Raw genomic sequence first — 23,815 nt, forward strand, 5'->3', positions numbered from 1 at the left:
CAGCCCTAATGCCGCAATTGCAGTACCTGCGTCACCAGCATCAGGCCGCCCAGCAGCACTAGCTGGTGCAGCATGTAATAAGGCAGGCTGTGCCGGCCCAGCCAAGCCAGCAGGCGCACGGCACCTGCCGTGGCCGGGCGCGACCACCAGGCGCGCGCGCTGCCGCTTGCCTGCGAAAACCATTGCCGGCCCGCCACAAAACCCAGCAGCATGATGCCCAGCCATGGCAGCAGCGGCACATAGTCTTCAGTGCGTGGCTTGGTGGTGATCAGGCCCAGTACGCTGCCTGCCCTGCCGTTGAGCCACTGCATCCACTCTGGCGGCAGGCTGCCTGCCATGTGCCGATAGACAGGCGGCAGTGCAATGGCGATGGCAGCGACCGCCAGCAAAAGCCACGAAGGCGCGCCGCGCCATGCGCGCACCATCAGCAGCATGACGGCCATACCATGCAGCACCCCGAAATAGATATAGCTGTGCGGAAACATCAGGTAGGAGCCCATGCTGACCGCCAGTGCGCAGGCCACCACCACGCCCCAACGGCGCAGAAAGCGCCCCCAGGGCACGTTCTGCGCCAGGGCCACGGCCTGCGCGAGGCCCGCGCAGAACAGAAACAGGCTCACGATGGCGGTGCGCTGCCAGACCCAGAATGGGTCGCGGTAGAAATCCTGGGCCCAGATGCCCAGATAGCTCAGGTCGAAGCAGAAGTGAAATGCTGTCATCCACACCATCGCGAGACCTCGCAGTGCATCCAACCGGTCCAGACGACCGGAGGTACGGGAGGCTGCGGCAGTTTTCGGGGCTCGGCTCATGCAGAAGATGGATTGGGCAGGCATTCCTGCACTATAGCGGCCCCGCAGCACACGATCAGCGGTTGGCAATCCGTGAGCGGGCCGCACATGGCCAAAGAAAAACCCGCTGCAATTGCTTGCAGCGGGTGTTCAATAGTGGTCGGAGCGGCGGGATTCGAACTCGCGACCCTCTGCTCCCAAAGCAGATGCGCTACCAGACTGCGCTACGCTCCGACAAGCTAGCATTATAGCCAGGTTTTTTCGGGGTTTTCAAGTGGTTTGCATATTCGGGCGGAAAAATACCGCAGCGCCGGTAGGTCTTCGCCATCTGGCTGAGGCGTATCGCGTATCGAGCTGCTTCACCAGGTGCCCCGCACGGAGCGCTTTGGCTCAGACAATGCCTCCATTGGCGCGAATCGTCTGCCCGTTGACCCAGGCGCCATCGAGCCCGGCGAGCATGGAAACCAGTGCGGCAATGTCCTCGGGGCGGCCCAGCCGCTCCAGTGGTGCCATCTTCGACATGCGTTCGATCTGCTCGGGCGTCTTTCCATCCAGAAACAGGGCCGTTGCCGTGGGCCCCGGCGCTACGGCGTTGACGGTGATGTCCCTGCCTCGCAACTCCTTGGCCAGGATATGGGTCATGGTCTCCAGCGCCGCCTTGGTGGCTGCGTAGACCGAATACCCTGGCAAGCCCAGGCCGACCACGCTGGTCGAGAAGTTGACGATACGCCCGCCCGGACCCATGCGGCGCGCTGCCTCGCGCATGGTGTTGAAGCTCCCCTTCAGGTTGATGGACAGCAAGCGGTCGAAGGTGGCATCGTCGGTATCGGCCAGGTGGGGCAGCGTGGGCGGCATGATTCCGGCGTTGTTGACCAGCACGCTCACCGGGCCCAGCTTGGCTTCCACCCTGTCAAACATATGGCGTACCGCGTCCGGGTCGGACACATCTGCCTGCACCGCAAAGGCGCGGCCGCCCTGCGCAATGATGGACTCGGTCACCGATTGCGCTTCTGCATGGCTGCCCGCGTAGTTGACGGCCACGGCGTGGCCATCTGCTGCGAGGCGGCGGGCAATGGCGGCACCAATGCCGCGTGAGGCGCCGGTGACCAGTGCAACGGATGAAGGTGTATGGGAGGTGTTCATGGGATGGCGTCTGTTGTCCGGGATGTCCGGGTTGTCTGGTTGGCGAGTTGTCAGGCATTGGCGTCGGCAATCCTGACGTGGTGCCATGACTTTATTGTTTTTATGAAAACGAATAAATATCCGAATTTGGCATCACAATCCATAAAATCTAAACAATAAGGCGACGCCATGGACCGTTTGGACGCCATGCATCTGTTTGTGCGCATCGTGGATCTGGCCAGCTTTACCAAGGCGGCCGATGAATTGCAGCTGCCGCGCGCATCCGTGAGTCTTGCCGTGCAGCAGCTCGAAGCGCGCCTGGGTGTCCGGCTGCTGCAGCGCACGACGCGCCACGTCAGCCCGACGGTGGATGGCCAGGCCTACTATTTGCGCTGCCAGCAGATCCTGCAGGATGTGGACGAAGCCGAAGGTGCATTTGGCAAGAGCACACGCATGCCGCACGGGAAGATTCGGGTGAATCTGCAAGGCACACAGGCGCTGCACTTCATCCTGCCACGCCTGGGTGAGTTCCATTCCCGCTACCCGGATATCGAACTCGAAATCGGCCTGGGTGACCGCTTCATCGATCTCGTGCGCGAAGGGATCGACTGCGTGCTGCGCTCGGGAGAGCCCAAGGATTCGTCATTGGTGGGCCGGCGCGTCGCCCTGCTGGCCCAGGTGACCTGTGCCAGCCAGGATTACCTGCACCGGCGCGGCCAGCCTCGAACGCTGGAGCAATTCAAGACGCACGACGCGGTGAACTATCTGGGCGCCAATGGCCGCAGCCTGCCCTTCGAATTTCTCGTGCAGGGCCAGAAGCTGGCGGTTCAGTTGCGGGGGCCGGTTTCCGTGAGCAGCGCCTATGCCTATACCGCCTGCTGCCTGGCGGGCATGGGGTTCATCCAGGTGCCGCGCTACCACGTGCAGGCCCATCTGCGCAGCGGCGAGTTGCGCGAAGTCTTTCCTGAGTGGGCGCCAGCCCCCCTGCCCGTCTCGGTGCTCTACCCGCATGCAAGGCATCTGTCACCAAGAACCCGGGTGTTCATCGATTGGGTGGCGGAATGCATGGCACTGGCTGCCTGAGGCAATGCCAGCCGGTGCCCCTCACGCGCACCCAAGCAAGCCTGGGGATTTTCTGCAACACCTTCGCCAGACGGGGGATGGACGCGGATCGCCCGAAACCGCGTTCAGACCACGGCAAGGAGTTTTACAGAGCCTTCCTAGGCACAGGCCATCAACCCCACTTCATCTCGCCCTTGGCAACCTTGGCGCTGAGTGCCAGGCTTTCGAGCCCGCCCAGACCTGGGAAGCGCTGTTGCATGGCCGCAATCAGTTCGGCGGAGTTCTTTGCCTTGGCAGCTTCTTCGTCAAAAGCGCGAATGTAGTCGGCGGTAAAGTCCACCGCTGCGATGCCCTGCGGCATTGGCCCCGCAAAATGGCCTGGAATGACGACTGCCGGGGCCAGGGCCTTGATGCGCTCCAGCATGGCCAGCCAATCGGTGTGAGACTGCGCAGTCTGGGTGTCTGCCATCCAGACATGCTCACCAGCCAGCACAGGAATGCCGCCCGCCACGGTCTTGATTGATGGAATCCACACGACGGTGCGGTCTGGCGTAGGCCCGTCGAGCCCGATCAGTTTGAGCTCCTGCCCGTCGACCGTCAGCGTGTCGCCCTGCAAAGGCTGGGGCACGATGATCTGCTTGGGCGCATTCGCTCCCAACTGCGGCCCCCAGACCTTGAGCTTTTCGTCCTTGGTCGCTTCGATGTGCGCAATGGTTTGCGCTGTGGCCACAATCCTGGCGTCGGGGAAGGCGGCATGGAGGCTGTCCAGGCCAAAGTAGAAGTCGGGATCGCCGTGGCTGATGTAGATGGTGGTGAGGCGCTTGCCGGTGGCCTTGACCTTGTCAGCCAGCTTGCGGGCCTGTTCGGCCGAGAACTGCGCATCGATCAGCACCACCTCGCTCTTGCCCAGTACCAGCACCGACGAGACGGCAAAGATCGCCTGCTCGCCAGGGTTGAAGACTTCGGTGGTCAGCGCCGCCTGCTGCGCAGGCTCGGACGGTGACGCAGCCGCCGGGGCGGTCGCTGGCGCTGCTGCGGGGGCGGTTGCATTGCCCGCCTTGTTGCAACCAGCCAGCATGGCAGCAGCCGCAAGGGTAATGGCCGACAGGGTGTAGATCGATGGTTTCATGTGCTTTCCTTCCAAAGGTGAAAATTGCAGGTCGGTTGCCTTGCGTCAGGGGCTCTGCGCTGCTTGTGCTTGCAGCGCATCCCGCAGCAGGGCCAGTTCCTCGTCAAAACTTCCGCGCTGGCGAAAACGCTTGCCCGCGCGGTCATACCAGTTCTCGGCGTCTTCCAGGTCGCCTTCCTGCAGGTGCACGAGACCGTGCAACCAGGCTGCAAGCAGGCCCTCGTGGCGCTGCACGCCATCGTGTGCGGCCTGCCAGTTGCCTGCCTGCAACTGCGTCAGCAGGGCCAGCAGTTGCTGTGGCTCGTGGGCGTGCTGCATGGCGCGTCAATCCTTCATGGCCTGCTGCACGGGGTGGCTGTCCACTACCTGATCCATGCGGATGATCTAGCCATTCCTGAGTTCATAGAGATGCGAGAAGGCGGCGGTCATATGCTTGCCGGTTTGGCGATAAGTGCCGGAATAGGTTCCAAAGGCAGCCACCTTGTCGCCATCTTCCAGGTAGGTCTGAACCCGGGCAGCAAAGCCCTCCCATTCACTGCCCAGTCGCTGAAAGACGCCGGCCACGATTTGTGCAGCCCCGATATAGGTGCCTGCATAGGGAAAGCCAGGTGCCTCGATCCAGCGCACATCCGGTGCCAGCGCGGCAAGCAGATGCCTGCTGTTGTCCTGTGGCGAGCCTTCATAGGTCGCGCGGATGGTGTCCAGATTGCTTGTCATCGTCATCTCCCATGCAAAGTCAGGCCGCCAGCACCTGTTCCAGAAAACCGCGCGGATCGGAAAATGCGGCGCTGGAAGGCAGCAGCCGAGCCTGGCCGTCGAGTTGCAGAACAAAGCTGGGTACACCACGCGCGCCGAACTGCTGCATCAACTGCCGGGCCTGGTGGATGCGCCGGTTGTTGGCCTCTACCAAGGCTGCATCCGGTCGGGCCAGACGCGCGGCAGCATCCGTGAGGCACAGCCTGCCAAGAATGGCCTGCAGGCTGTCGATGTCGGAGATGTCCATCCCGTCCACGTAGCGGGCTTGCTGCAGGGCCTTGAGTGCCTCCACCTCCCGCGACGACTCGGTCAGCGCCACAGCGGTGAGCGCGAAGGTCGCCGGGCCGCTGTCGAACATCTGCTGGTGGTTGGCCAGCACCTCGGCGCGATAGCGCTCACTGAAGACCTGACCGGTCAGGCCTTCGATCCGCTGGTCATTGCTCCACGCATAGGCAGCAAATTCCGCATCCATGGGGCGCGCGCCTTCACCAGCGAACAAGCCACTGGGCAACAGGTGCAACTGCACGTCGGCGTTCCCTGCCAATGCCGTGACCGCCGGCCCGGCGCCGTAACACCAGCCGCACAGCGGATCGAAGATGTAATACAAATCTCTCATGCGCATTCCATGTCTTGTTGAATGTCTCCATGGTAAGTTCCATTGATTGACAAATAAATACCGATGTAATAGATAGACTGTATGCCAATAGCAAACAATCAAGACGATGCTTCGGGCGGCAACTTTGCCAACCTCAAGCGGCTGGCGTATTTCGCAGCCGTCGTGGAAACCGGCAGCTTCACCGCCGCAGCCGAGCGCCTGGGCATCACCAAAGCCGTGGTCAGCCAACAGGTGGCGCGGCTGGAGGCAGAGTTCAGGGCCAGCCTGCTGACCCGTACCACGCGCAAGGTGGCGCCCACCGATGCCGGGCGCGCCTTCTACCAGCGCTGCGCGCTGATTCTCAAGGAAGCGGGCGAAGCCTTTGACGAACTGGCCGAGGTGGCGAAGGCACCATCGGGCACGCTGCGCCTGACGGCTCCCTTGGACTATGGCATCACCGCCATCGTGCCGGTGATCACCGAGTTCTGCCGCCGTTATCCGCAATGCAAGGTGGATGCCGCGCTCAGCGACCAATCCCTGGATCTGGTGAGCGACCAGGTGGAACTGGCGATTCGCGTGGGCTGGCTCACCGATCTGCACCTGCAGGCCAGGCAGGTCGGTACTTTCCGGCAATTGCTGGTGGCGTCGCCGGCGTGGGGCAGGCAGTTGGCAGGCATTACGCAGCCCCAGCAGATCGCCGCCCTGCCCTTTATCGCCAACACCGCATTGCGTGATCCGCTCCAATGGAGCTTTGCCCCAGGCGAAGCCGGGCACCAGCATGTGAACGTGACCGTGCAATCGGCCATATCGCTCGATGCCACGCTGGCCGTACGCGAGGCGGTGCGCCAGGGCGCAGGGCTTTCGGTGCTGCCCGACTATGCGGTGGAGAAGGATCTGCACGAAGGCCACCTGGTACACGTGTTGCCGCGTTGGGTGCTGCCTTCCGGTGGTATCCATGCCGTATTTCCAGCCGCACGCTTTCGCCCGATCAAGGTGCGCGCCTTTGTGGACTTGCTGCAGGAACGGCTGTCTTCGCACCAAGGCAGCAGTGGCGGGGGTGATGGGGAGCGGCAAGTACCAAAAGGGAGCGGGCTTCTGCCGCCTCCTCTGAGTCTCTAGTTCCGCAATGTCCTTTCGTACTCACTGCGAAAGGTCTGCAGTGAGCTTCCAAGAACCGTTGCAGCACCATCTACGAGGCCGCATCGTCCGGAACCAGGCAACAGCCGCACAAAATTATCGAGTGCTGCCAGATCAGTTTTTCGCCCTGTACCGGCTTCAATACGTTCGAGGATGCGCGAGACTTGATAGGTGCCGATTTTGCAGGATGGACACTGTCCGCAGGAGTTTGCAGCAAAGAAACCAACGTACTCGGCCGTCTTGCGCAAAATACTGGTTCCTGTACCAACCACGATCATCGCGCCGGTGCCCAGCCTCGATCCGCGAGCACATAGGCTGTCAAAGTCCAGAGCAACATCAAGCTCGCGCTCCGTAAGCAATGTGTTGGACGGGCCACCGGTGAAAACAGCTTTGAATTGCTTGCCGGCCAATATGCCGCCGCCATGGTCAAAAACCAATTCGCGCAAGGTCGTTCCCATGGGCAATTCATGCAGACCCGGGCGCAGAACATCGCCTGACAGAGAATAAAGCTTGGTTCCCACAGCCTTGCCGACGCCAAGCGCCTGGTACCAGGAGGGCCCATGCCGCAGGATATGCGTCACATGCGCGAAAGTTTCCACATTGTTCAGCAAGGTGGGGGCACCGTGCACCCCCTTTTCTGCCGGAAATGGCGGCTTGAGAGAAGGAAAGGGAAATTTCCCCATAATGCTTGAGACCGCTGCCGTCTCCTCTCCGCCGACGTAGAGGCCGGAACTGGGGCAGATCTGCAACTGCACCGACGCGCCTACCACCTGGGTCACTCGCGCCAAAATCGGATGCCCACTCCACGAATCTACGGCAGCGCGAAGCGTCGGCAGCATCTTCGCCTCATGCGCATTGACGTACAGCACGATCTGGTTGGCCTTTACAGCCACAGCCCCAATCAAAGCGCCCTCGATCACCTGATGCGGTGTACTGGAAAGCAGAAATCGATCCTTGAATGTACCTGGCTCATCTTCATTGCCATTGCAGACGAGCCATTTGCCACCACCATCAGGGCATGATGGTTGAGCCGCCACCGCGGCCCATTTTTTCCACGTTGGAAAGCCGGCCCCTCCAAGCCCGCGCAGGCCGGCAGATTCCAGACAGGAAATGATGCCTGTCGGGTTAGCCAGGGCTTGTTCCAGTCCCTGGCCTCCACCAGCGTCGAACCAGGCAGCCAGATCGGACCCGACTTGTACGGATTTTGCGGTAAGCACCTTCATTGTGTTGTCCCCCTTAGGCAATTGGTGGCATCGAAATTGCCATAAGACGGAAAGAGAAGCGGTGCTTTTTTCTCCAGCGATAGTGAATGTGCGATGAGACCACGGCGCCAGTTGGCCAAGTGGGAAAGCCCGATGTTGCACGGTAGCCCGACCCGCGCCTGTGCTGCGGCAGCTGCACCAGCGCGCCTGCCAAACACCACCAGCTCCAGTAGTGCATTCCCCATCATTCGATTGCGACCGTGCAGTCCGCCAGTCATCTCTCCGGCGCAAAGCAGACCGGGAACGCTTGTGTGACCAGCTTCGTCGATTGCAACGCCACCATTTTGATAATGAAGCGTGGGCCGAATCAACAACGGCTCCCGGGCGGGGTCGATGCCGCAGCGCTGCGCCAGATGAGAAAGCGTCACCAGACTGTCCTTCAGAATGCCGGGATGACAGCGCTCCAGCGTGGGGGTATCCAGAAAAATGCCAAGTTTGCCGTCGCGTTCAACACCGCGTCCTTCCGCAAGCTCACGCAGAACGGCCGAGGCGACAACGTCGCGTGGCTGCAGTTCATCTACGAAGCGATCGCCTTGGCCATTGACCAGATAGGCCCCCGCCGAGCGCGCAGCCTCGCTCACCAGGGTGCCCTCCATGTGCTGGGGCCAGGCAATTCCTGTTGGATGGTATTGGAAGCTGTCCATTTCGCGCAGCTTTGCGCCGAGCCGGTAGGCCATGATCAGTCCATCGGCCATCGCTCCGTAATGGTTGGACGTCGGAAACCCACCAAGATGGAGCCGACCTGCTCCGCCTGTCGCCAGGAGTGTGGCACTTGCGCGCGCCAATATCGGGCGGCCCCGGCCAAGGTCGTGCAGAACCGCTCCTGCGCAGCGCCCACGGTCATCTGCCAGCAGTTCCAGCGCCGGGTGACGATCCAGCACCTTGATACCTGGTTGCAGCAGCACTGCTTCGCGGAGCGTTCGCATCAATTCCAGACCCGTAAAGTCCTTATAAGAGAGCAACCGTGCCGCAGTGGCCCCTCCCGGGGTTTTGCGCAAAAGCGTTCCCCCCATATGAGGGCTACCCTTGGCCAGATCAAAGCTCATGCCTTCCTGAATCAGCCAGCGAATCGCAGCCGGTCCTTCGCAGACCAGTGCGGCAACCAACGCCTTGTCGGCAGCAAAGTGCCCTGTACGCAATGTGTCTTCAAAATGCCGCTGCAGGCTGTCTTCTGCACCGACTGCTGCCTGAATACCCCCCTCCGCCATCACCGTGTTGCTGTCACCGATGCGTAGCTTGGTCGCCAGCAATACCCTTGCCCCTGCGCGTGCAGCAGTCAAGGCCGCCACACACCCTGCCCCTCCTCCGCCAATGATCAGCACATCGGCGTCCAAAGCAGGCGCACCTGCGATATCCACATCTTCCAGCAACGAATCGGCCTGCAACAATTCAGCCAACGCCGCAGGACACCGCTCTCCCGCACTGACACCTACAAGCAGAGTCTCCATGGCGCCGGCCTGATGGTCGGGGTGGTATCGCGCCAGCAACTCCGGTATGGGGAGATTCAGGGCCTTGGGAGCGGCCGGGTAAGCCGCACGCCAAGCTTGCAGGGCCAGCGGAATGGCAACTCCAACCTGTTTCAAGAGACAATCTCCTTCACCAAGGGAGGATTCGCTCCCTCTGCATCGAGTTGTATAGGTTGAAGCCCCTCTTCAATTTCATGAATGCGCATGATCAGGTCTGAGGGGCGCAGGGTGAGAGCAGCGTTCATCCGCCGCACGAACTGTCCCAGATGGGCAGGATCGATATGCTCTGGACAAGCGGCCACGCACAAATTGCACAGCACGCATTGCTCAAACAACGCTCCAGCAGCAGTGGCCTGACCCGCGCAAGCCAAATTGACCATGCGCTGCACCTCCACCCCTTTCGGGCACGCGCGGTCACAGCCGCCACAATGCCTGCAATGCTGCGCTTCCGGGAAGGCGGTGTTGATCTGGCGAATGGCCTGCCAACTGTCCGTCATGGTGTGCAGGTCATATGGGTGCAGGCGACGTGCCGGAAAATGGTCAATGAATGCAACCTGCATTCCATCCTCGGCAAGCGTTGTGCAGGCAAGTGCTGTAGTGGCCAGCCGCGTGCCGGGCCGGCTGACCAGCACACGGCATGCACCGCACACGCCCTGCCCCAAACAGCCAACGTTTTCAGTGAGTGGTAGCCCAGCAGCCATCCAGGCTTCAAGCAGCGAAGCGCCTCTGCTCGCCTGGATGTGATGGCCATCGAAATGCAATCCGATCGGGTCGGATTGCACAGTTTGGGCACTTTTTTTGGCTTGCATGTTTGTTACCACCTCACCACAGTCCGAGAAGCTTCCACCAGGAATTACCCAGGACTGCATATATTGCCAATTCGCCATTGCACATCAAAAATCCGACGCGCCACCACTGCCCCAGCGGCACATAGCCGCTGCCGAAAATAATGGGTGAAGTACCTGTCGCATAGTGCGTCAGTGTCATCATGATGGTGGAGGCTGCCACCATCATCAGCAGGAACGGCACCAGATACGCTGGAGGAACAAGCGCTGCACCGACGGTGAGAAAGGCCAGCATCATGGCGCTGATATGTGCTGTGGTACTGGCAAAGCAATAGTGAGAAAACACGAAAAGCAGCACCAGAAGCGAGGCTGCTGCCTGCCAGCCCAACCCCGAGGCCAACAGGCTATCACGCAGCAGATTGGAGAACCATGTGATAACGCCGGTCTTGTTCAATTGCTCAGCCATCATGACCAGAGCGCCAAACCAGATCAAAGTGTCCCAGGCGCTCTTTTCTGAAAGCACATCATCCCAGTCAATCGTACCGGTGATGATCAAGACAAAAAGACCGACGAAGGCCACGACGGTTGGCTCCAGCAGAAAGGCCGGGCCAAAGATCATGGCCGGCACATTGGCCCAGAGCAACAGCAGCAAGACAAAGGTGCCGATCATGACCTTTTCACTACCCGCCAGTTTGCCCATACGTTTGAGTTCAGTCTTCGCATACTCGACTGCATGCGGTGTGACCTTGACTTCGGGCGGTGCTATCACAGCCAGTGCCAATGGCATGAGCAAGAGGCATGCGAGGCCTGGAACAAGCATGTACAAAGCCCAGGTAGTCCAGGATAGATGAAAGCTCTGATTCGTTACCTTGGCCAGGTAATCAACCACCAGTGGGTTGGGTGCAGTCGCTGTGAGAAACATGCCCGAGGTGATTGTGTTGGCATGCATGTTCACCAGAGACAGATAGGTGCCCATCTTGCGCTCGGTGCCACTCGCAGGGTCGGAGTTGAATGCGGAGGCGATCGACTTCATGATCGGATGAACGATCCCACCACCACGCGCGGTGTTGCTGGGTGTGAAAGGCGCCAGAACGAGCTCGCATATCGCGATACCATAACCGATACCAATGGTTCGCCGGCCGAGCAAAGAAATAAAGAGCAAGCCAATACGGTTGCCGAGCCCGGTCTTTTTCAGACCTCGCGAGATAAGAATCGCGACAACGATCAACCAGATCAGCGGGTTGGAAAGGCTGGCTAGCGCGTCACTGATGGCGCCTTTGGATGAGGTGGACGTCACCTGTGTCAGCGCAACAATGGTCATGGCCATCATGGCCATTACACCGATTGGCATGACTTTCAGAATGATGGCAACAATAGTGGTCAAAAAGATTGCCAAGAGTGTCCAAGCTTTGGCAGTAAGGCCATCTGGGGTTGGAATCAGAAGCAGTGTGACGAGAACCGCAGTGGTGACAAGGGCGGGCTTAATACGAAATGGCACAACCTGTTCAAAGTATCGGAACAGTGCGCTTAGTCGGGTCGGCTGCATGATGACCTTCTTCAATTAAGAATTATTCTTAGCCTTACCTGATACGGCAAGTCTGTATTTGCGGGAGACCGTTGTCGTCCCTTCAATGATTTCTGACCAATACCGAAGCTTTCAGTCTTCCAGCGAGCTGCGTATCAGCAGCACAGGCTTGGTGGTCTTGCTGACTACACCCTCCGACACACTTCCCATGATCATTCGGCTCACACCACGACGGCCATGGGTGCCAAGAACCAGAAGGTCCGCGCCCCATGCGTCTGCCTCGGCAACAATCACTTCATGGATTTGAGCAGGCGGGATATTGCGCTGCTGACTCAACTGCGTCGCATGGACGATTTCTGCTCCCTGAAGCAATTTGGTAGCATCTGCGAGCGTGCGTTGACCAATGTCCGATAACTCGGGAATTCCTGTCGACATACCTGCGTGCCCCGTCAAACCACCGGCCTCGTCGCTTGCGACAAACAGAACCTTGACCTCACTGCCAGTAGCCTTGGCCAGAATGATTGCTTGAGATAAGGCCAATTCAGAGGCGTGGCTGTCATCCATCGCCAGCAATATCTTTTGGTACATGAGGGTTGCTCCATTGTGGGATATGAAGTCTCGCAGGCACAGAACAGTCCGCGTCGCTTACCGGGCGCTGAATCAGAAAACAAAAAGTCCTGTCTCTCGATTTCATAAACGAGAAACATCGTGCCATTTCAAAAAATATGAAAACTGGCCTTATGCTTTGGTTGCTACCGGCATTGTTTGAAGAGTCTGTTGCGTCGCCTTCACTGCCCGTACGCTATTTGCAAGGTGATACGGACAAGCTTGGGGTATTGAAGATTTTTCTGAGGTCAAACTGCTTCGATGCATTCAAAGAGCAAATGATTCCAGCGGCCTAGGCTCAAATCTCGCGCGTCTTGCGAAGGATCACATACAACTCATCTTTGAGATGAAGCTTCTCTTTCTTCAAGTTTTCGATAACGCCATGGGCCACAGGCAGAAGACCTGCTTCGATATTTTTTATCTCCTGATCCAAGGTGTTGTGGCGATGAAAGATGCGGGCGAAATGGGCATCATCGGTCTTGAGGCGAGAGATTTCGTCACGAAATTCTGGAAACATATCAGAGTCCTTTTGGATGTTTTTCAATTGGAAGTACCGCTGTGCCTTACCAATTCTGAGTGCCACAAGCTTCCTCCAATTTGATATGAATCAAGCGTCACATCTGAATAGCGATTTCAAAATATCAATAGCATATAACTATTAATTGGGTTATGAATTTGTGTATTAACCCGGTGAAAACCTACTCAGGTTTTATTGTTGAAAGGAAGACACCATGAGTACGTTGATGGAAGAAAAAATCAAGCGTTGGACCGCGAAGCGCAAGACGGCATTGGTACTGGAAATCATTCAGGGCAAGACCAGCTTGGCCGAGGCCAGTCAGCTCCATGACCTAGCGCCCTCGGAGATCGAGAGCAGAGTGGAGTACGGCCGCAAAGAGATGGAGAGCGCCCGGGAGGCTAACCCACAGGAGGTACGCGAGCAGTACGAGCGCCAGCTGAGGGAACTCCAGGGGGCCTACGGCGAAACGATGCTGCAGCTGCGCGCCAGGAAAAATTGCAGTCCCTGCTGGGCGAGGACGAGAAGTAATCGAGAGGAGCCGCCAGGGACTGCAGACCGGCGACATCACCGTCTCGATCAGCAAATTGTGTCGGTGGTTCGAGGCAACATGGCGCACTGTGTACTACCGCCTGGTGGGCTTCAGGCTAACGGATCCAATCGCTGTCTTCAGTGGCCAAGGCTCCTAACGAACGCTGGGCCACCGACATGTTTCGAGTCTGGGCCGACGGTCGTGATGGCCGGACCACGATGGCCTCAGTGATCGACTGCCACAGCCGGGAACTACTGAGCTAGCACCTGTCGCGCAGCGGGAGATCGAAGACAGTTGAATCAGCACTGGAGTATGCCCTGAGCAGAACGGTCTGGTCGAACGGGTGATTCGTACGCTCAAGGAGCAATGCGTGCATCGGCATCGGTTCGAATCACTGCAGCATGCCAGCCGCTTGATCGGAGACTGGATCCATTTCTACAACCACCGGCGCCCGCACTAGGCGCTAAACATGAGAACTCCCGCTGAGGCATTCGCATTAGCGGCCTGACCTATGCAGGTTCTGCTGGGTCAAACAATCTTGCGTAAACTGAAAAAACCCGCTGCAATTGCTTGCAGCGGGCATTCAATGGTGGTCGGAGCGGCGGGATTCGAACTCGCGACCCTCTGCTCCCAAAGCAGATGCGCTACCAGACTGCGCTACGCTCCGACAAGCCGATATTCTAATCGCTGCAAGGCAGCCTCAAGACAAAATCAAGGCCCTTCTTCAAAATATTTTGGCAAAGAAAAAACCCGCTGCAACTGCTTGCAGCGGGTGTTCAATGGTGGTCGGAGCGGCGGGATTCGAACTCGCGACCCTCTGCTCCCAAAGCAGATGCGCTACCAGACTGCGCTACGCTCCGACATGTGATGATTGTAACCAGCTTCCGGGCTGCTTTTGGGAAAACTTGCCACAATTTTTGCAGCATGCTTTGCAGCACTGGTTTGCACTACAGACCCAAAAGACCTCAGTCCTTCCGGCGCTGCAGCTCTCCATTAACGGCTGGAGGTAGGCGCCGGGCCACGGCCTGGCAGATGGCGGAACGTGATACGACCCTTGGTCAGGTCGTAGGGCGACATTTCCAGCGACACCTTGTCACCGGCCAGAATGCGGATGTGGTGTTTGCGCATCTTGCCACCGGTGTATGCAATCAGCTCGTGGCCATTGTCCAGAGTCACGCGAAAGCGTGAATCGGGCAACACTTCGGTCACAGAGCCTTGCATCTCGATCAGTTCTTCTTTAGCCATAAAAGTCGATGAATCCTTGTCCTAGTTGTGCAGTACAGCGCCTGCTCCGTTGCATGCCTACCGGCTGACGCTCCATGGGCCAGCCCATCTGACACAGCGATGGGAGGTTGGCGGGGCGCGGTAGGCAACGGACGCGGCATGTTCTAAAGCATTCATGGCCGCAGGCGAATCAGGAGCAGTACACCCCCTAAAATTCGTCTGCAGGCACTGGAACTACGCCGTAAGCTGCCGCACTCCTAAATGCATTAGTTTGCAAAGCCCGATATTGTACTATGCATGCAGTTTTTATGCATGCGCGCCATGCGGCATTTCCGTATGGGTCTTTGATTTTTCAGCCCTTTGCCGCTGTGCTGTGTTGCAATGCGGCAATACCGGTTCAATCCCATGCGCAACTCTCTTGATTTCAGTTCCTGGCAATCGCTGCTGTCGACCGTGCTCGGGCTTTTGTTTGCGACATTGCTGATGCTGGGCATTCGCCTCGTATTCATGCAGACCATGCAGCGCAAGCGAGAGCGGGAAAACCGCCAGATCAACGAGAGGCTTAAAACGCTGATTGCGGCGTACAAAACCCTGGGCAGCTCGTTCACCGGCGAATTGTCGGTGGACCCGAGCCACCTGAAGGAGCTGCGCTCCTCCGGCGAGACGGGCGAAGCCCCCATTCAGGACTGGGAAGCGTTCAAGGCCCAGACGGAGCGCCGCAGGCGCATGCGTGATGCAGTAGAGGCAGCGTTGTCCGACATCATCTTGCTGGGCACGGAGGAACAGGTGGCACTCGCAGCCCGAGCTGCGCAAGACATGGTGGCAGGCCGCACCGTGCGCACGAGCGAGTTGGTGGTGTCGCTGCGCAACTTCATCCGGCAGGCACTCGATCTGGAAGCAATCGCAGAGTCCACCCACATTCCCGAGCAGGGCCCGCAGCGCATTGCAGCAGGTAGTGGATCGGGTCGACGCAACGGTGGAAACGGAGGCAGCACCGCCAGCGGCGGTGCCGGGGGCGGCCGTGGTAGTGGTGGTGGAAGTAGCGGTAGTGGGGCCGGAATGGGCGCCGGAGGCCTCGCCGTGGGCGCAGGTGCGGGCGTACATGCAGCCAGCACATCCTCGCCAGACGCTGCTCAAGCCCCCGCAACCCCTTTGGCGGTTGAGGCCGATCCATTGGCCTGGGTAGATAATCCGCGCTAGGGAGGCTCTGCCGTACCCTATCCAGCAAGAGGGATGTGGATCGCCCGATGCCGCGCTCCGATTCACTGCCAGCAGTTTTGCAAAGAATCCCCTGGCCCCGCAACCAGCGCTCAATGACCATGAACTCTCTCACCCCCCGCTACTGGCTGATGAAAAATGAGCCGGACGAGTACTCGATTGACCATGCACTGGCTGCGCCCCACCAGACCATCCCCTGGGACGGTGTGCGCAACTACCAGGCGCGCAACTTCATGCGCGATGACATGCAGGTAGGCGACGGTGTGCTGTACTGGCATTCCAGTTGCGCCGAGCCCGGCATCTACGGCATTGCCCGCATTGCAGGCAATTTACGCACCGACGCCAGCCAGTTCGACCCCGCGTCCCCCTACTTCGACGCTAAATCCAGCCCGGACAAGCCGCGCTGGTTGACGCTGGATGTGCAGGCACTGCGCAAGGTTGGCCCCATCTCTGTAGCAGCGTTGCGCCAATACCCGCAGCTCGAAGACATGCGCGTGCTGCAAAAGGGCAACCGCCTGTCGATCACCCCCGTGGATGCCCGCCATTGGGATTTCATCCTGGGATTGATCGACGGCCGCGCCTGAGTCTTGTTGCCTCCAGGCATGGAAGCGCATTGTCGTCAGACTGGAGCACATCGCCGCCTTCCACGCCCGCCAGCCAAAGACCTCCCTATCCAGCCCGGGCATGGGAATGCACCACGCATGGGGCACAAAACGCGAGGCAACTTCCACCGTGCAACACGGCTCCGTTCATGGCAGCAGCACATTCAGCAGCTATGCTTGCAGGCCATGACTGCCACCCCCGCCTCGCCCCAACCTTCTGATACCAGGCCACCACGCCATAGCGCCTGGCAGGTGTTCTGGGTGTTTCTGCAGTTGGGGCTGACTTCGTTTGGCGGGCCAGTGGCGCATCTGGGTTACTTTCGCCAGGCTCTGGTCGAGCGGCGCCAGTGGCTTTCGGATGCGCAGTATGCCGATCTGGTCGCGCTGTGCCAGTTTCTGCCTGGGCCTGCCAGCAGCCAGGTCGGCATGGCCCTGGGTCTGATGCGCGCGGGGTGGCTTGGCTGCCTTGCCGCTTGGCTGGGCTTTACCATGCCCAGCGCCATCGCCTTGGTGGGCTTGGCTGCTGGTCTGAACCATTGGCCACATCTCGCAGACAGCGCCATCGTGCACGGCCTCAAGCTGGTCGCCGTTGCGGTGGTAGCGCATGCGGTATGGGGCATGTGGCGCAATCTGTGCAAAGGCTGGCTGCGCAAATGCCTCGCAGTGGGTGGCGCAATCGTGCTGCTCGCATGGCCTGGGGCTGCCCCCCAGTTGCTGGTGCTTGCCGTTGGTGCCTTGGTGGGGTGGCGCTTTGTGCCCCTGACGCCCGTCAATGCACAGCAAGCAGGCCCCGCCTTGGCGCTTGCGCTGAGCCGCAAGGCAGGGCTGTGCCTCTTGCTCGCGTGCGGCCTGCTGCTGTTATGTTTGCCTGTGGCCGCACAGTTGTGGCCCGGCGTCGCCATGCGAGCGTTTGCGGCTTTCTACCAGGCAGGGGCGCTGGTGTTTGGCGGTGGCCACGTGGTATTGCCACTGTTGCAGGCCAGCGTTGTTCCCCCAGGCTGGGTGAGCGATGCGCAGTTTTTGACCGGCTATGCCGCCGCGCAGGCCGTACCGGGCCCCCTGTTCACGCTCGCGGCATACCTGGGTGCATTGCTTCCTTTGCCTGCGCCGTGGGCTGGCTGGGCCGGCGGCGTTTTGATGCTGGCTGCCATATTCCTGCCCGCCTTCTTGCTGGTGGCCGGTGCCCTGCCCTGGTGGCAACAGTTGCGCCAGAACCTCGCGACCCAGCGCGCGCTGGCGGGCATCAATGCGGCGGTAGTGGGCGTGCTGCTTGCTGCCTTTGTCCACCCGGTATGGTCCAGCGCGATTCGCCAGCCCAGCGATGTATGCATTGCAGCCATTGGCTTTGCCCTGCTGCAGTGGTTGCGGGTACCGCCCGTTGTGGTGGTGCTGCTGACGACCATGGCAGCCTGGAGCATGCAGCTACTGCATAATGCCTGAAGTGACCGCGGCGCCCATCCAACAAGCGCCTACAGCTATTGATTTGATACCAACCTGCTCTTCAAGGACGACCACCATGGCTTTTGCCGACAACCTCAAGACCCTGCCTTCCATCGCCCATGTTGCCGAGATTCAATTGATCGATGTAGACGGCAACTTGGTCGCCAGCATTCCCAACGCTCCCGGCAAGGCAGGTTCGGTCACCGTCTACAACGCATTGGCGGCCAGGCACGGCAGTATCAACGTGGCGGCGGCCCAGGAGGGCCTGCAGCTGTTTGCCGAGCACACCGAAGACGCCAAGGCCCGCCCGGGCGCCCACCCCAATATCGACCGCCTGCTGGAGGTGATCACCACCGGCAAGGGCTATGCGGTAAAAGTGATTGCAGCCTGAAAAGGATTGGTGGCCGCACCCGTCGGTCGTCAGGCGCCCAAAGCTCCTGCCTCCTGAAAAGCGCAACTGCGACCTGACCCGGCCCCGCCCTATTCCGTGCCCCGGAACCGCAGCGTGGACTGCCGCACCACTTCTGGCAGTTGCTGGGCCTCGCCATAGGCATCCCGCAGGCGGCGGGCGTCGTTCATGCCGTCATTCACGGTCTTGCGTAATTGCTGCAGGGCCTCGCGGCTGCCCTCGGGCACATGGCTCTGGATCTTCTGCATCGTGAGCAGAATATGCTCGCGCAGGCCAAACTGCTCGCTGGTAGCAGGGTCCACATAAGTGCCCTCCAGCCCGAAACGGCAGGCCTGGAAGCGGTTGTAGGTGTAGACCAGGTAATCATCTTCCTGGGGCTCGAAGGGGCTCTCGCTCAGGAACCAACTGCCCAGCGCCTGCACATAGGCGGCCAGCGCAGCGGCCCGTTCGATGGACAGCGGGGTATCGAACACCCGCACCTCCACCGTGCCAAACTCAGGCTTGGGGCGGATGTCCCAGTAGAAATCCTTCATGCTGTGGATCACGCCGGTGGCCGTCATCTTGTCAAAGTAGCGTTCAAAATCCTCCCAGTGCAGCGCAAACGGCGCCCGGCCCGACAGCGGAAACGCAAACACCGAGTTGAGCCGCGCCGAATCGAATGCCGTGTCCTGCCCCTGCACGAAGGGGCTGGACGCCGACAGCGCAATGAAATGCGGAATGTAGCGCGACAGCCGGTGCAGCATCAAAAGCGCATCGTCTGCGCTTGGGCAGCCCACATGCACGTGCTGGCCAAAAATGGTGAACTGCTTGGTCAGGTAGCCATAGAGCGCCGTGATCTCCTTGAAGCGCGGCTTGTCGTAAATGCGCTGCTGGTGCCACTGCTGAAACGGATGCGTGCCGCCCCCTGCCAGCGCAATATTGAGCCGGTCTGCGGCCTTGACCAGCGCGTCGCGCGTGGTCGTCAGCTGCTGCAGCGCGTCCTGCGCATCGCGGCAGATGCCGGTCGAAATTTCGATCATGCTGGTTGTCACTTCGGGCACGATCGAGCCGGGCACCTGTGCATTCTTGAGCAAGGCCAGCATATCGGGCGCATAAGGCGTCAGGTTGTAGTGATTGGTGTTGACCAGCTGCAGCTCCAGCTCCACGCCCAGCGTCAGTGCATCGGATTGTTGGAAGGCTTCAAGCGTCATGGCGTTTCTCCTTGGCGTTCAGGGCAGACAGGCCAATGCCGCGATGCGCCTCGCCGCAGCGCCACAGGGCCAGCGATGCCAGCAGTACGCCCAGCACCTCGCACAGCACCACCATCGGCAACGCAATGGCCGTCAGCGCCCCTGCCACGCCCGTATTCACCACCGCCCACTGCATGGCCAGGGCAGACGCCAGCACCAGCGCAAGGCCCGAGCTTGGCGACTGCGCACAGGCCACCGGCCACTGCCGCTGCCACCCCAGGCCCGTACCCAGGCCCAGCAGCAGTACACCGCCCATCTTGCCCACCAGCCGGGCCAGTGCAGCGGCTGCGATCACGCTCACCAGACCTACCGAGGGAACCACCTGGCCCGCCATGCTGGCAACCAGTACGAACATCAGCAGGCTGAGCATGGTATTGGCTGCCATGAAGGCGCTGGGCCATACCAGCGGCTTGGGGCTCATGTTGCGCAGCAACAGCCCCGCCACCAGAAAGCCCAGCGCGGCCGATCCACCCCAGCGCGTGGCCAGCAGGCTCACCGCCACCAGCGCCGCCAGCATGTAGAGCGCGGTCGAATCGCTACGCGAAGACTGCCAGCGCAACACCGGCCACAATGCCACCGTGGTCAGCACTGCCCATAGCACGGTCAGCCCCAGGCTCAGCAACAACTGGCCCAGGCCAGCGGCAGTGAGCACCAGGCTGGCCAGCGCGTCCTCCGCCCCTACTCCCACCGCCGCAGCAGGCGACCAGGCCACGGTAATCACCAGGCCCAGGACCAGCGCATACACGCCGCTCAAGGTGGCCAGCAACAGGCTGCGGTCGGTGACGGCGCCACTCGCGCGCAGATCGGCCACCACACGCAGCAGCACGGCAGGTGATGCGGCCATGGCCACCACGCCGACACCCAGCGACACGGCCCAGCCCATGCCTAGCAACTGCAGCACGCCCGTTACCAAAACCAAGGCAGCCACCGATTCGGCAAGGCTTTGCAGCAGCAGCCAGGGCTGGCGCAGCAGCCATGACAGTGAAATCTGCGACGCAGCCATCAGCAGGCTGGTGCCCACCGCCGTCTGCAGCAACACCTGCGTGTTGCCCTGCAACGGCCAGGGCAGATCGCCAAAGCCCAGCCAACCTGCCAGCAGCCCCACCACCGTATAACCCAGCATGCGCGGAAAACCGCTGAGCCGGAACACCAGATGGCCCGCAATGGCGGCAGCAGCGACCAGCACACACCAACTCATCAGTGGGCCAGCGTGTGCATCAAGCCAGCTGCCGATGTGCGGCGACGGCAAGATCGGTAGGGAATTCGGAGCCATAGGCGCCCTCCTGTATCGGATGCTGCGGCCGCTTCAGGCAGCGCCACAGACGGGTTGGTGCAGACAGTGTTGCGGAAAGTGACGACCTCGGTCGCAAGACATGGCCGGCCAGCAGCCAGAAGACGCAACACCTGCAAGACAGCAGCTGACATGGCAGTACAGATCACAACACGCGCCGCACTTGCCACGGCGGTCAGCCCGCAAATGGAAACAAACCGGAAACTCACTTACATAATAAGAGGCAAGATTCAAACACCTGCTCAAAACCTTTCGAGAAAAGGCTTTGTCTTACAGCAGTGCTGCACATTCCGCCCAGAAATTGCCCAATATCAAAAATGCTGCCAGCGCGCACTCAATGGACATCTTAAGCTCTATAAACAATAGCAATCGGCCACCTCCCTGGTACTGCTTGCCAAGCCTTGTTGCAGCCAGTCGGCGATGAAATGCGCTGTGGTTGGTGCCCGCCAGGGCGCAATGGCAGCGGCGCTTGCAGCACGGCCAGCAGCAGACACTGTCGTGCGCAAGACAGCCACCTCTACCGGCAACCCGGCCGGCGGCTATTTTTCTGCACAATGGCATGCAGCTATGCGTATGCATGGCCGTGCAGTTGCCAAAAGCGCTGGGCCTGAAGCCCAAAATAGCCAAAAATAGTGATACAACCGAACGCCCAAGCCACACCGCGCGCCATCAGGCCGCCCCAGGCGGTGCAGGCGTTCCACCAACGGATGACACAGGGGATACACACATGAAAAGACTGCTACTGGGTGGCGTGGCCGCCGTACTGACACTGGGCACCGTCATCCACACCCATGCGGCAGACGCCTGGCCTGCCAAGCCACTGACACTGGTGGTGCCTTTTGGCGCAGGCTCCAGCCCCGACATCATGGCACGCATCGTGGGCGAAGAGGCGGCCAAGACGCTCAAGCAGTCCATCATCGTGCAGAACAAACCCGGAGCCAGCGGCAACCTGGGCACCGATGTGATCGCCAAGGCCAAGCCCGATGGCTACACCTTTGGCGTCTCCATCACCGGCCCCATGGTCAACAACGCCGTCATCTACAAAAACCTGCCCTACAACCCGCAAACGGACCTGACGCCGCTCACCATGGGTGTGCACCAGTACAACGTGCTGGTGGTGGCCGCCAACTCGCCCATCCGGTCGCTGGCCGACTTGGTGGCCGAATCCAAAAAGCCCAATGCACGCCTCAACTTCCCAAGCACCGGCGCAGGTACGGTATCGCACCTGGCGGTGGAACTGCTGCTTGACCGCGTAGGCGGCAAGGCAGTGCACGTACCCTACAAATCGTCGCCAGACGCAGTGACCTCGCTGCTGAGCGGCGACACCAGCTTTGCCGCACTGCCGCCGGTTGCCGTTGTGCCCATGATCCAGGACGGCCGCCTGCGGCCGCTGGCCGCTGTCTCGGCCAAGCGCCTGGAGTTTCTGCCGGAGCTGCCCACGGTGGCCGAACTAGGCTACCCCGGCGTGGAAGGCTCGGGCTGGATCGGATTTTTTGCCCCCGCAGGCATTGCCCCCGCCACCAAGGCCCAGTTGAACGCTGCGCTCGTGAAGGCCCTGGAAACCCCTGAGGTCAAAACCCGCCTCAAGGGCATGAACATGGAAGCCGCCCCCTCCTCGCCAGAGGCATTCGCCAAATACATGGACGACGAACGCCAACGCTGGTGGCCGCTGATCAAGCGCCTGAGTTTGAGCGAGAACTGAGTACGAGTACACAAAGAACGGAAAAACGGCGTCCAGGGACGCCGTTTTTCATGGCTACCAAATGACGGGAATCAAATGGCAACGAATAACAGTCTTATGCAATCGCCCGCATGAAAGTAGCCATCTTGGTTTCGGTTTCGCGGATTTCGCTGTCGGGGTCAGACCCGGCAACCGTGCCTGCGCCAGCATACAGGCGCAGGGTACGGTGGCCGTCGTAGCGCGCGCAGCGCAGGGTCAACGCCCATTCGCCGTCGCCGCACTCGCGCTGCCAGCCCACCAGGCCGGCAAAGTATTCGCGGTCAAACGGCTCCAGCGCCTGGATGTGGCCAAAGGCCTGTGCGGTGGGAAAGCCGCAGATTGCGGGCGTCGGGTGCAGTTGGCAAGCCAGGTCGAGCGCGGTCATGGCCGGGTCTTTGAGCTCGCCGGTAATAAAGGTGGACAGGTGCCACAGCGCATCGGTACCGATCACCGAGGGGCCGTCGGGCACCTCCAGCGTGCTGCAGTGTTCGCGCAGGATGCGCACGATGTCGTTCACCACGTAGGAGTGCTCGCGCAGGTCTTTTTCCGAAATCGCCAAACCGTCTTTGCGGGCCTGGTCTTGCTCTGGGTCGGCATGGCGCGGAATGGAGCCCGCCAGCGGGTTGATGAAGACGCGCGCGCCTTCGCGGCGTACCAGCAGCTCGGGGCTCGCACCCAGCATGACGGCGGCTGGCTCGGTGTGGCTGCCTTCTTCCCAGCAGGGTATGGCGAAGGTATAGCCCTGCGCATTGCGCCGCAGCAGATCGGCCAGCACGGTGTCGTAGGCGATGGGGGCGTCCAGCTCCACGTCCATGGCGCGCGAGAGCACGATCTTGCTGACACCGCCTTCTGCATACAGTTGGAGGGCGGCGCGTACCATGTCGCCATAAGCTTCAGGCGCTGGCACGGGCTGGCGGCTGGTGACCGCCGGGCGCGCCCTGCGGCCTGTGATGGCAGCGAGGCCAGCGCGATCAGGGGTCGCGGATTGCTGCACCGAGCGCGGTATGGTGAAGCTGCCGGGGCGTGCGCTGTCAAAAGGCACGAGGCCAAACAGCAGCGGTTCGGCAATGCCCTGCGCCTTGGCGCGCGCAAACAGTTGCTGCACAGCGTCCGCCGAGGCGGTGGTGAAGGCGCTCACCGCGCCATCGAGCCCCGTTGAACGAAACTGCTGCGCAGGCGAGGCAAAAAATACATCCCCGTTGTGCATGCCATCCAGCAGCCAGCTTGGCTCAGTCATAACGATTTCCTGTGTCTCCATGTTTTTGGTATCCGCAGCCGCCCCGCTTGCACAGCAGGGCACATGGGCCGCAGATGCAGAGCTTGGGATTGTAGGGTTGCATGCGCCCTGGGCCCCCCTGCCCCCATGGCAATGGAGGCTGCGTTGTCCGCCCCGGGACAGCCGG

General features: G+C 60.6%; 25 protein-coding genes, 3 tRNA genes and 1 pseudogene. 10 read left to right on the plus strand and 19 right to left on the minus strand.

The genetic code is table 11. The features are described 5' to 3' along the window. Positions 1-5: 5 nt before the first annotated feature. From LAD35_RS09900 to LAD35_RS09910, 3 genes are all read right to left on the minus strand, one after another. Positions 6-809 carry a heparan-alpha-glucosaminide N-acetyltransferase gene (locus tag LAD35_RS09900; RefSeq protein WP_224152501.1) on the minus strand — a complete coding sequence of 268 codons (804 nt, stop codon included), beginning with the start codon at positions 807-809 and terminating at the stop codon, positions 6-8. A gap of 136 nt (positions 810-945) precedes the next feature. Further along, positions 946-1,022 (minus strand) — tRNA-Pro (locus LAD35_RS09905). 156 nt (positions 1,023-1,178) lie between these two features. After that, on the minus strand, positions 1,179-1,931 hold the full coding sequence (locus LAD35_RS09910) for an SDR family oxidoreductase (RefSeq protein WP_224152502.1): 753 nt from the start codon (positions 1,929-1,931) through the stop codon (positions 1,179-1,181). Positions 1,932-2,099: 168 nt separating this feature from the next. Between LAD35_RS09910 and LAD35_RS09915 the strand changes: the two genes are divergently transcribed. Beyond that, positions 2,100-2,993, plus strand: a complete 894-nt coding sequence (locus LAD35_RS09915) for a LysR family transcriptional regulator (protein ID WP_224152503.1) — start codon at positions 2,100-2,102, stop codon at positions 2,991-2,993. 151 nt (positions 2,994-3,144) lie between these two features. Here LAD35_RS09915 and LAD35_RS09920 read toward each other — a convergent pair whose 3' ends face one another. The 4 genes from LAD35_RS09920 to LAD35_RS09935 all read right to left on the minus strand — a co-directional run bounded on the left by LAD35_RS09920 (position 3,145) and on the right by LAD35_RS09935 (position 5,473). Next, the gene (locus LAD35_RS09920) at positions 3,145-4,101 is read right to left on the minus strand and encodes an MBL fold metallo-hydrolase (protein ID WP_224152504.1); all 957 of its coding nucleotides are present in this window, start codon (positions 4,099-4,101) and stop codon (positions 3,145-3,147) included. Between the two features lie 45 nt (positions 4,102-4,146). Further along, entirely contained in the window at positions 4,147-4,419 is a 273-nt protein-coding gene (locus tag LAD35_RS09925) for a hypothetical protein (RefSeq protein WP_224152505.1), read from the minus strand. Between the two features lie 66 nt (positions 4,420-4,485). Beyond that, on the minus strand, positions 4,486-4,818 hold the full coding sequence (locus LAD35_RS09930; RefSeq protein WP_224152506.1) for a nuclear transport factor 2 family protein: 333 nt from the start codon (positions 4,816-4,818) through the stop codon (positions 4,486-4,488). A 19-nt stretch (positions 4,819-4,837) separates the two neighbouring features. Beyond that, positions 4,838-5,473 (minus strand): DsbA family protein, encoded by a 636-nt coding sequence (locus tag LAD35_RS09935; RefSeq protein WP_224152507.1) that lies wholly within the window; start codon positions 5,471-5,473, stop codon positions 4,838-4,840. A gap of 81 nt (positions 5,474-5,554) precedes the next feature. Between LAD35_RS09935 and LAD35_RS09940 the strand changes: the two genes are divergently transcribed. Further along, positions 5,555-6,571 (plus strand): LysR family transcriptional regulator, encoded by a 1,017-nt coding sequence (locus tag LAD35_RS09940; RefSeq protein ID WP_224152508.1) that lies wholly within the window; start codon positions 5,555-5,557, stop codon positions 6,569-6,571. Here the strand turns inward: LAD35_RS09940 and LAD35_RS09945 are convergent. From LAD35_RS09945 to LAD35_RS09970, 6 genes are all read right to left on the minus strand, one after another. Beyond that, positions 6,568-7,812 carry a complex I 51 kDa subunit family protein gene (locus tag LAD35_RS09945; protein WP_224152509.1) on the minus strand — a complete coding sequence of 415 codons (1,245 nt, stop codon included), beginning with the start codon at positions 7,810-7,812 and terminating at the stop codon, positions 6,568-6,570. The genes LAD35_RS09940 and LAD35_RS09945 overlap by 4 nt on opposite strands. Continuing rightward, positions 7,809-9,359 carry an FAD-binding protein gene (locus LAD35_RS09950; protein WP_224152636.1) on the minus strand — a complete coding sequence of 517 codons (1,551 nt, stop codon included), beginning with the start codon at positions 9,357-9,359 and terminating at the stop codon, positions 7,809-7,811. Before LAD35_RS09950 ends, LAD35_RS09945 begins: the two co-directional genes overlap by 4 nt. A 71-nt stretch (positions 9,360-9,430) precedes the next feature. Beyond that, positions 9,431-10,126 carry a 2Fe-2S iron-sulfur cluster-binding protein gene (locus LAD35_RS09955; protein ID WP_224152510.1) on the minus strand — a complete coding sequence of 232 codons (696 nt, stop codon included), beginning with the start codon at positions 10,124-10,126 and terminating at the stop codon, positions 9,431-9,433. A gap of 13 nt (positions 10,127-10,139) precedes the next feature. Next, entirely contained in the window at positions 10,140-11,648 is a 1,509-nt protein-coding gene (locus tag LAD35_RS09960; protein ID WP_224152511.1) for a DASS family sodium-coupled anion symporter, read from the minus strand. A 111-nt stretch (positions 11,649-11,759) separates the two neighbouring features. After that, complete coding sequence (locus tag LAD35_RS09965) at positions 11,760-12,215, minus strand: universal stress protein (protein WP_224152512.1); 456 nt, start codon at positions 12,213-12,215, stop codon at positions 11,760-11,762. Between the two features lie 316 nt (positions 12,216-12,531). Continuing rightward, on the minus strand, positions 12,532-12,750 hold the full coding sequence (locus tag LAD35_RS09970; RefSeq protein WP_224152638.1) for a YdcH family protein: 219 nt from the start codon (positions 12,748-12,750) through the stop codon (positions 12,532-12,534). Between the two features lie 214 nt (positions 12,751-12,964). Between LAD35_RS09970 and LAD35_RS09975 the strand changes: the two are divergent. Together LAD35_RS09975 and LAD35_RS22465 are read left to right on the plus strand one after the other, a co-directional pair. Next, a pseudogene (locus LAD35_RS09975) lies at positions 12,965-13,278 on the plus strand (DUF1153 domain-containing protein). 371 nt (positions 13,279-13,649) lie between these two features. Continuing rightward, a complete protein-coding gene (locus LAD35_RS22465) occupies positions 13,650-13,739 on the plus strand; it encodes an integrase core domain-containing protein (protein ID WP_449720090.1) in 90 nt (29 codons plus the stop codon). Positions 13,740-13,869: 130 nt separating this feature from the next. Here LAD35_RS22465 and LAD35_RS09985 read toward each other — a convergent pair. The 3 genes from LAD35_RS09985 to infA form a co-directional block, all read right to left on the minus strand. After that, positions 13,870-13,946 (minus strand) — tRNA-Pro (locus tag LAD35_RS09985). A gap of 116 nt (positions 13,947-14,062) precedes the next feature. Next, positions 14,063-14,139 (minus strand) — tRNA-Pro (locus LAD35_RS09990). Positions 14,140-14,272: 133 nt separating this feature from the next. Further along, positions 14,273-14,524 (minus strand): translation initiation factor IF-1, encoded by a 252-nt coding sequence (gene infA / locus LAD35_RS09995; RefSeq protein WP_224152513.1) that lies wholly within the window; start codon positions 14,522-14,524, stop codon positions 14,273-14,275. A 384-nt stretch (positions 14,525-14,908) separates the two neighbouring features. Between infA and LAD35_RS10000 the strand changes: the two genes are divergently transcribed. From LAD35_RS10000 to LAD35_RS10015, 4 genes are all read left to right on the plus strand, one after another. Next, positions 14,909-15,703 (plus strand): hypothetical protein, encoded by a 795-nt coding sequence (locus tag LAD35_RS10000; RefSeq protein ID WP_224152514.1) that lies wholly within the window; start codon positions 14,909-14,911, stop codon positions 15,701-15,703. 113 nt (positions 15,704-15,816) lie between these two features. Beyond that, entirely contained in the window at positions 15,817-16,305 is a 489-nt protein-coding gene (locus LAD35_RS10005; RefSeq protein ID WP_224152515.1) for an EVE domain-containing protein, read from the plus strand. Positions 16,306-16,509: 204 nt separating this feature from the next. After that, a complete protein-coding gene (chrA, locus tag LAD35_RS10010; RefSeq protein WP_224152516.1) occupies positions 16,510-17,763 on the plus strand; it encodes a chromate efflux transporter in 1,254 nt (417 codons plus the stop codon). 76 nt (positions 17,764-17,839) lie between these two features. Continuing rightward, on the plus strand, positions 17,840-18,154 hold the full coding sequence (locus LAD35_RS10015) for a DUF2322 family protein (RefSeq protein ID WP_224152517.1): 315 nt from the start codon (positions 17,840-17,842) through the stop codon (positions 18,152-18,154). An 89-nt stretch (positions 18,155-18,243) separates the two neighbouring features. Here LAD35_RS10015 and LAD35_RS10020 read toward each other — a convergent pair whose 3' ends face one another. Then, entirely contained in the window at positions 18,244-19,362 is a 1,119-nt protein-coding gene (locus LAD35_RS10020) for a YbdK family carboxylate-amine ligase (RefSeq protein ID WP_224152518.1), read from the minus strand. After that, complete coding sequence (locus tag LAD35_RS10025) at positions 19,352-20,674, minus strand: cation:proton antiporter domain-containing protein (protein ID WP_224152519.1); 1,323 nt, start codon at positions 20,672-20,674, stop codon at positions 19,352-19,354. Before LAD35_RS10025 ends, LAD35_RS10020 begins: the two co-directional genes overlap by 11 nt. Before the next feature lie 150 nt (positions 20,675-20,824). Here LAD35_RS10025 and LAD35_RS10030 point away from each other — a divergent pair, with 150 nt between their 5' ends. Then, positions 20,825-21,058: a hypothetical protein gene (locus LAD35_RS10030; RefSeq protein WP_224152520.1), complete on the plus strand. Its 234-nt coding sequence runs from the start codon at positions 20,825-20,827 to the stop codon at positions 21,056-21,058. A 361-nt stretch (positions 21,059-21,419) separates the two neighbouring features. Further along, on the plus strand, positions 21,420-22,394 hold the full coding sequence (locus LAD35_RS10035; RefSeq protein ID WP_224152521.1) for a Bug family tripartite tricarboxylate transporter substrate binding protein: 975 nt from the start codon (positions 21,420-21,422) through the stop codon (positions 22,392-22,394). A 94-nt stretch (positions 22,395-22,488) separates the two neighbouring features. Here the strand turns inward: LAD35_RS10035 and LAD35_RS10040 are convergent, their stop codons facing one another. Then, a complete protein-coding gene (locus LAD35_RS10040; protein ID WP_224152522.1) occupies positions 22,489-23,649 on the minus strand; it encodes an isochorismate synthase in 1,161 nt (386 codons plus the stop codon). Between the last annotated feature and the right edge of the window lie 166 nt (positions 23,650-23,815).

Origin of the sequence: Comamonas odontotermitis, from assembly GCF_020080045.1 — a bacterium.
Lineage (GTDB): Bacteria > Pseudomonadota > Gammaproteobacteria > Burkholderiales > Burkholderiaceae_C > Comamonas > Comamonas odontotermitis.